Origin of the sequence: Soonwooa sp. (assembly GCF_032062245.1) — a bacterium.
Lineage (GTDB): Bacteria > Bacteroidota > Bacteroidia > Flavobacteriales > Weeksellaceae > Soonwooa.
In genome coordinates this window covers 1-6,044 of the sequence record NZ_DAMBQF010000048.1, presented here as the reverse complement: position 1 = coordinate 6,044, position 6,044 = coordinate 1, and the positions used below count along the sequence as shown (strand labels likewise).

Here is a 6,044-nt window from a genome sequence, read left to right as displayed (position 1 = left end):
ACTTTAAACGCTTTATGCTTCGAGGAAAAACCAAGGTCGAGGTAGAAATCGGCATCCTAGCCATTGCCCATAATCTCTCTGAACCATTATGAAAAAGATAAAACCCAATGGATTCTGCTCGAACCTGCAGGTTATGTCCCGTATTTTTCAGGTTTAAAAACAATTGATGAAGTTGGCTTGGTAGATAAAGAAGTACAATCCGAAATCAAAAAAGATAAGCCCAATTACTGGATCAACACCGTGAAAAACCGTCAGCCAAAATACCTGCTCTCTTACAAGGATTTATTTGAAGGCGAAAATGCAGATTATTATCGCCAACATTACAAGCTTTTGAAAGAATACAGGATTAATGATTTTCTTGAAAATGAAAATAAAATTCTTGAAAAAATCTATAAACTGAAGCCTTCAGGAACGGATTATAACCTTTACGAAAAGATAAAATAATGAGATACTGTGCATTTCTACGCGGCGTAAACGTAAAAGGAACAACCATGAAAATGGCTGATGTTTGCCAAGTGTTTGAAACTGAAGGAATGCAAAACGTATCATCTGTCCTTGCGACCGGCAATATTATTTTCAATTCAGATAAGAATAGCAAACATTTAAAACAATTGCTCGAACAAGCCATGTCTGCAAAGTTTGATTATGAAGCTTTTCTTTTCATTAAAACAGAAAATGAAGTTTCGGAAATGTTGAAAAATAATCCATTTACTAAATCAGAAGATGCCCATATTTATGGTTTTGTAACCACTGAAAATACTGAAAAATTGCTTTTAGAAGAGTTTAAAAAAGGTCACAAATCAGAAAATGAAAAGGCTGAAATCGTTGGCAATACCTTTTATTGGCAAATTAAGAAAGGCAACACGCTGGATTCTGATTTCGGTAAAATTTTGGGCAAAAAAACATTTAAAGATAAAATCACCTCAAGAAATATCAATACCTTTGAGAAAATAGTAAAGAAGTTCGCAGTCTGAACTTAAAAACCGAAACCTTAGACTTGAAACTCACAAAAATGATACAACATTTAGAAAACATACACCATAAAAACTCCCAAAACTTTTTCCTTATCGCCGGTCCTTGCGCGATTGAAAGCGAAGCCATGGCATTTGAGATTGCTGAGAAAATCGTAAAACTTTCAGATAAATATCAGATTCCATACATTTTTATAGGAAGTTTTAAAAAAGCCAACCGCAGTCGAGTAGATTCATTCACAGGCATTGGGGATGAAAAAGCCCTTGAAATTCTAAAAAAAGTCGGTGAACATTTCAATATTCCAACAACCACTGATATTCACGAGAATGATCATGCAGCTTTGGCTGCACAATATGTTGATGTGTTGCAGATTCCTGCATTTCTGGTGCGCCAAACCGATTTATTGGTGGCTGCAGCCAAAACGGGGAAGTGTGTAACATTGAAAAAGGGCCAGTTTCTGTCACCGGAATCCATGAAATTTGCCGTGGAAAAAGTAAGGGATTCTGGCAACGAGAAAACGGCCATCATTGAGCGCGGAAACTCGTTTGGTTATACCGATTTGGTGGTGGATTACAGAGGAATCCCTACGATGCAGAATTATGCACCGGTGATTCTGGACGTCACGCATTCGCTTCAGCAGCCCAATCAGAATTCAGGTGTTACAGGCGGCCGTCCGGAGCTGATTGAAACCGTTGCAAAAGCAGGGATTGCCGTTGGGGCGGACGGAATTTTCATTGAAACCCATCCGGATCCTTCATGCGCAAAATCAGACGGTGCCAATATGCTGAAACTTGATCTGCTGGAAGGCTTGCTTGGCAAACTTACCCGCCTTCGTGAAGCAATTTTATAACAAAAAAAGTCATTTCAAAACGAAATGACTTCTATGTAATTTTTTACTGTAAAGTTTTCTTTATGGCCTATCCGTAGCCACATACTTTTTGTTAATAAAAATAATATCTATTTTAGTAGGCTGCTCTTTTATACTATTAAAATCTCCAATAATCCTCCATGTTCCACTATTTTTTCCGAGTGCCCACCCAAAAGTCTGAACGGTTGTTGCAGTCCCTTCAGAACCAAATACGCTGGTTAAAAATGTATTAATAAATGGGTTGTTAGCAGCAGTACTACCACTCGTAGTATATCTATCAGACAATTTGTAGCTTACATTAGATAAGATAGCTTCCCATTTTGTGGTGGACATCCCGGTATCAAAACCGGCGCCGGAATTCTGTCCTGATGGCCAGTCACTTACGGTATATTGGCGTGTTACAAATATGGCGGTGGAATTATCCAGTGCATTAAACCCTGTATAATTTTTATTGGGAACCAAATCTTTATTTACCGCTTTTCCTAAGTTGCCGTTAGCATCGGTCATCATAACGTTTGTTGCTATAAATGTGGTAGATTTGGTAGTACTGCCATTATATAGTGCATTCGTAGTTCCGTCTATTGGCATTTCTCTTATTGTCACGGTTCCGTTTACATCTAAAACCTCGGTAGGTGCAGTATGATTAATACCAACTTTATTAAGCTGGGCTTGTAAACTAAAGCTTAGCAATACAGAACCCAATATTATTACTTTTTTCATTGTCTCAATATTAAGGTCTATCAGTTGCTACGTAATTTTTATTTATGAAAAGAATATCTACAGGAGTAGCCTGCTCCTGTATGCTTGCAAAATCTCCTATTACCCTCCATGTACTTCCTGATTTTCCTAATGTCCAGCCAAAAGTTGCTATAGTTTTAACAGATGCACTAATCTCGGAACCGAATACTTGAGACAAGAAAGTGTTTATATTTGTATTGGCAGCACTGTTGTCGTTGCTCGTCGTATATCTGTTGGAAAGTTTATAGCTTACATTAGACATTACGGCTTCCCATTTTGCAGTGGACATTCCTGTATCAAAACCTGCTCCTGAATTTGCTCCTGATGGCCAGTCTGTAACAGAGTATCGCCTGATAACAAACATAGCTGTAGAAGCATCTGTAGCTGTAAAGCCAGTTGTAGCATTATTAGGAACAAGATCTTTATTGGCGGCTTTGCCTAAATTGCCGTTCGCATCTATAAGAACCGGGGCTGTTGCTGTAAATGTAGTGGCTTTCGTTGCAGCACCATTGTATAAAGCATTGGCAGCACCATCTATAGGTAAATCTCTTACTCTTGCAGTTCCGTTAACATCTAAAATTTCCTGGGGTGTAGTGGTATTAATACCTACTTTTCCTGTTTGTGCACTTAAACTGAAGCCCAATATAAAAGCTCCGAAAATAATCGATTTTTTTGTCTTCATTTGTTTTTAATAAAAATTCGCCACAAATTTAAGTAATTTTTTAATTTTATGGAAGTTAAAATCTTAAATTTGAAAAAAATTGCGCCTTGAAAAAAATAATTATACTTTCTTCCGCATTAGCGCCATTGTTATTCTTTTCCCAAGAAAAAGAGAGAACAAAAGATATAGAAGAAGTGGTGTTTCAAAAGAAAGCCAAGAGAAAAGTTACAGACCTTTCCACAACGGTGATTTCCGCGAAAGAAGCACAACAGGTTTCTTCGCTTTCCGGTGGTGTTGAAGGATTGCTGAAGACTTTGCCATCAGTGAATTCAAATACCGAGCTTTCTTCACAATAATGGTTCGGGGTGGTAATTATGATGAGAATCTGATTTATATTAATGATATCGAAATTTACAGACCGTTCTTAATCAGGAATTCTCTTCAGGAAGGAATGAGTATTATCAATCCCGACATGGTGCAGGCGATTAATTTTTCTGCTGGAGGTTTTGAAGCAAAATATGGTGATAAAATGTCTTCAGCTCTTAATATTTATTACCGCCAACCGACAAAATTTGAGCTTTCAGGAGAAGCAAGTTTAATAGGAGGCAGGCTTTCAACCGGGTTTGCAAGCAAAAACAAGAAGCTTTCTGCCTTATTTTCCGGAAGATACAGAAATACCAATCTTGTTCTGAATACTTTGAATGAAGATACCGATTTCAATCCTCAGTACATGGATTTTCAGTCGTACATCAATTACAGCATCAATCCGAAATGGAATGTATCGTTTATTGGATATTTTTCGAAAAATGATTACGAAATGGTTCCGAATAAAAAAGAGGTCGATTTTGGTTCTTTGCAGCAACCTTTGAAACTGACTGTTTACTACAACGGTCGGGAAGATGACCGCTACCGAAATATGATGGGAACGGCATCTGTGAACTTTAAACCAAGCAAAAAGTGGGGATTTACCCTAGATAATTTTGCTTACCAAAACCGTGAACGGGAATATTATACCATTGCTTCAGGTTATATGTTGCAAACATTCGATCCGGTAACCGGCGATCCTGTAACGTCTTATGATGCGGGCGGACAAATCGATCATGCCCGAAATGATTTGTTTGTACGAACTTTGGGAAGTCAGTTTAAAGCAAGATTTTCTCCAGATGTAAATACGGATTATGAAATTGGGGCAAAATTTGAAAAAGAGCGCATTCAGGATTTAACAAACGAATGGCAATTGGTAGATTCCATCGGTTATTCGCAACCTCGCGATTGGAGCAATCCAGGAACTTTGGATGCTTCAACTCTTGAACTGAAATATAATATTAGAGGCAATAACGATATTTCTCCGCAACGGATTTCAGCTTATGCGCAATATTCTAAAAAATTCTATTGGGGAACGAACAGGATGTTTGTAAATGCCGGAGTTCGTGCACAAAACTGGTCTTTAACAAGGAAACTTTAATCAGTCCAAGATTTCAAGTTGCAGTAAAACCGGATTGGAATGCGGATATGCTTTTCAAGCTTTCCGGCGGCGTTTATTATCAGGCACCATTTTATAAAGAAATTAAAGATTTAAGCGGGGATTTTAATTCTGAAATTAAAGCGCAACGTTCCTATCAGCTGATTTTGGCCAACGATTACGAATTCCAAATGTACGATCGTCCTTTTAAATTAACTACGGAAGCCTATTACAAGAAAATGGACCGCTTAATTCCGTATTATATCGATAATGTAAGAACCAGATATTTGGGAAAAAATAATGCCACAGGTTATGCTTATGGTATTGATACCAGGCTTTTTGGTGAATTTGTACCGGGAGTAGATTCTTGGATTTCTGCAAGTTATGCCCGTGTTTTTGAAAATATTGAAGATCAGGGAAATATTCTGAGGCCGACCGATCAAAGGTTTAGATTCTCCATGTTTTATCAAAATTATATGCCGAAATTTCCGAGTATGAGGGTAAATCTTACTTTGGTTTATGCCAACGGTCTGCCAACCGGAACACCGATTACGATTGATTCTGCAACAAATCTTCCCGATTTTACAGCAGCGTATTCTTACCAAAAAACGTTGCCATCGTACAAAAGGGTAGACATTGGTCTTTCAAAAGTTTTTATTGATCAGAAAGACAACAAAGCTTCAGGTAATTTCTGGAAAAATTTTCGTGAACTGACTTTGGGTGTGCAGATTTTTAATGCTTTCAATATTCAGAATACGGTTGCCAACCAATGGGTGACCGACGTGAATTCTAATTATATTTATCCGGTTCCGGTACGATTGACCGGGCGTTTCTTTAATGTGAAACTTGAATTTAAATTATAAAATATGAGAAAATTGTTTATGCTATTATCTGTTTTACCGGTATTGGCTTTTTCACAAAAATTTGATGGTCAAAAAGAATATGACCGCAAAATGTTGGGCTGCTGGAAAGGTTCTGAAGAAGGACAACAATTACAGGATGTCAACAAATATTGGGTAAACTGCAGATTTGAGAACGGGAAATCTATTTTGTTATTTGTGGCTGTAAATCCTAAAAATGGTGCTGTAATGCAAAGTACTGAAAATGGAACTTGGTGGACGAGTAAAGGTAAGTATTACGAATTTCATAAAAACTCGGGCCTTACTGATATTTACAAATATAATATAAGTGAGGATGGCGAGTTTGCAAATTTTGAATCTGAATTTTTAATTGGAAAACCAGATGACTCATACAAATTTACAGACGAAAAAAGTGAAGATTTATAAAAAAGAGGCTGTCTCAAAAGAGAGATAGCCTTTTTTATGCAAAAAAAGGAAAGCCGA

At 37.3% G+C, this 6,044-nt stretch carries 6 protein-coding genes and 1 pseudogene; 5 read left to right on the top strand and 2 right to left on the bottom strand.

All coding sequences use genetic code 11. The features are described from left to right. Positions 1-63: 63 nt before the first annotated feature. Genes RT037_RS13530 through kdsA form a run of 3 tightly spaced genes read left to right on the top strand, consistent with a single transcriptional unit; the run spans position 64 to position 1,822 of the window. Positions 64-444, top strand: a complete 381-nt coding sequence (locus RT037_RS13530; RefSeq protein ID WP_313032247.1) for a hypothetical protein — start codon at positions 64-66, stop codon at positions 442-444. After that, positions 444-974, top strand: coding sequence for a DUF1697 domain-containing protein (locus RT037_RS13525; RefSeq protein ID WP_312206683.1), 531 nt, complete (start codon positions 444-446; stop codon positions 972-974). The genes RT037_RS13530 and RT037_RS13525 overlap by 1 nt, the downstream gene beginning before the upstream one ends. A gap of 38 nt (positions 975-1,012) precedes the next feature. Beyond that, the gene (gene kdsA, locus RT037_RS13520; RefSeq protein ID WP_313032245.1) at positions 1,013-1,822 is read left to right on the top strand and encodes a 3-deoxy-8-phosphooctulonate synthase; all 810 of its coding nucleotides are present in this window, start codon (positions 1,013-1,015) and stop codon (positions 1,820-1,822) included. Between the two features lie 60 nt (positions 1,823-1,882). Here kdsA and RT037_RS13515 read toward each other — a convergent pair whose 3' ends face one another. Both RT037_RS13515 and RT037_RS13510 read right to left on the bottom strand, forming a co-directional pair. Continuing rightward, entirely contained in the window at positions 1,883-2,560 is a 678-nt protein-coding gene (locus tag RT037_RS13515) for a hypothetical protein (RefSeq protein WP_313032244.1), read from the bottom strand. Between the two features lie 10 nt (positions 2,561-2,570). Next, positions 2,571-3,260, bottom strand: a complete 690-nt coding sequence (locus RT037_RS13510; RefSeq protein ID WP_313032243.1) for a hypothetical protein — start codon at positions 3,258-3,260, stop codon at positions 2,571-2,573. Between the two features lie 86 nt (positions 3,261-3,346). Here RT037_RS13510 and RT037_RS13505 point away from each other — a divergent pair. Continuing rightward, positions 3,347-5,564, top strand: a pseudogene (locus RT037_RS13505) (TonB-dependent receptor plug domain-containing protein). Positions 5,565-5,567: 3 nt separating this feature from the next. After that, a complete protein-coding gene (locus tag RT037_RS13500) occupies positions 5,568-5,987 on the top strand; it encodes a hypothetical protein (protein WP_312206687.1) in 420 nt (139 codons plus the stop codon). The last annotated feature ends 57 nt before the right edge of the window (positions 5,988-6,044 follow it).

What these genes read in the sequence shown, in the direction of transcription:
- RT037_RS13525 (WP_312206683.1), top strand. Translation starts at nt 444, where the DNA reads ATGAGATACTGTGCATTTCTACGCGGCGTAAACGTAAAAGGAACAACC.
- kdsA (WP_313032245.1), top strand. Translation starts at nt 1,013, where the DNA reads ATGATACAACATTTAGAAAACATACACCATAAAAACTCCCAAAACTTT.
- RT037_RS13515 (WP_313032244.1), bottom strand. Translation starts at nt 2,560, where the DNA reads ATGAAAAAAGTAATAATATTGGGTTCTGTATTGCTAAGCTTTAGTTTA.
- RT037_RS13510 (WP_313032243.1), bottom strand. Translation starts at nt 3,260, where the DNA reads ATGAAGACAAAAAAATCGATTATTTTCGGAGCTTTTATATTGGGCTTC.
- RT037_RS13500 (WP_312206687.1), top strand. Translation starts at nt 5,568, where the DNA reads ATGAGAAAATTGTTTATGCTATTATCTGTTTTACCGGTATTGGCTTTT.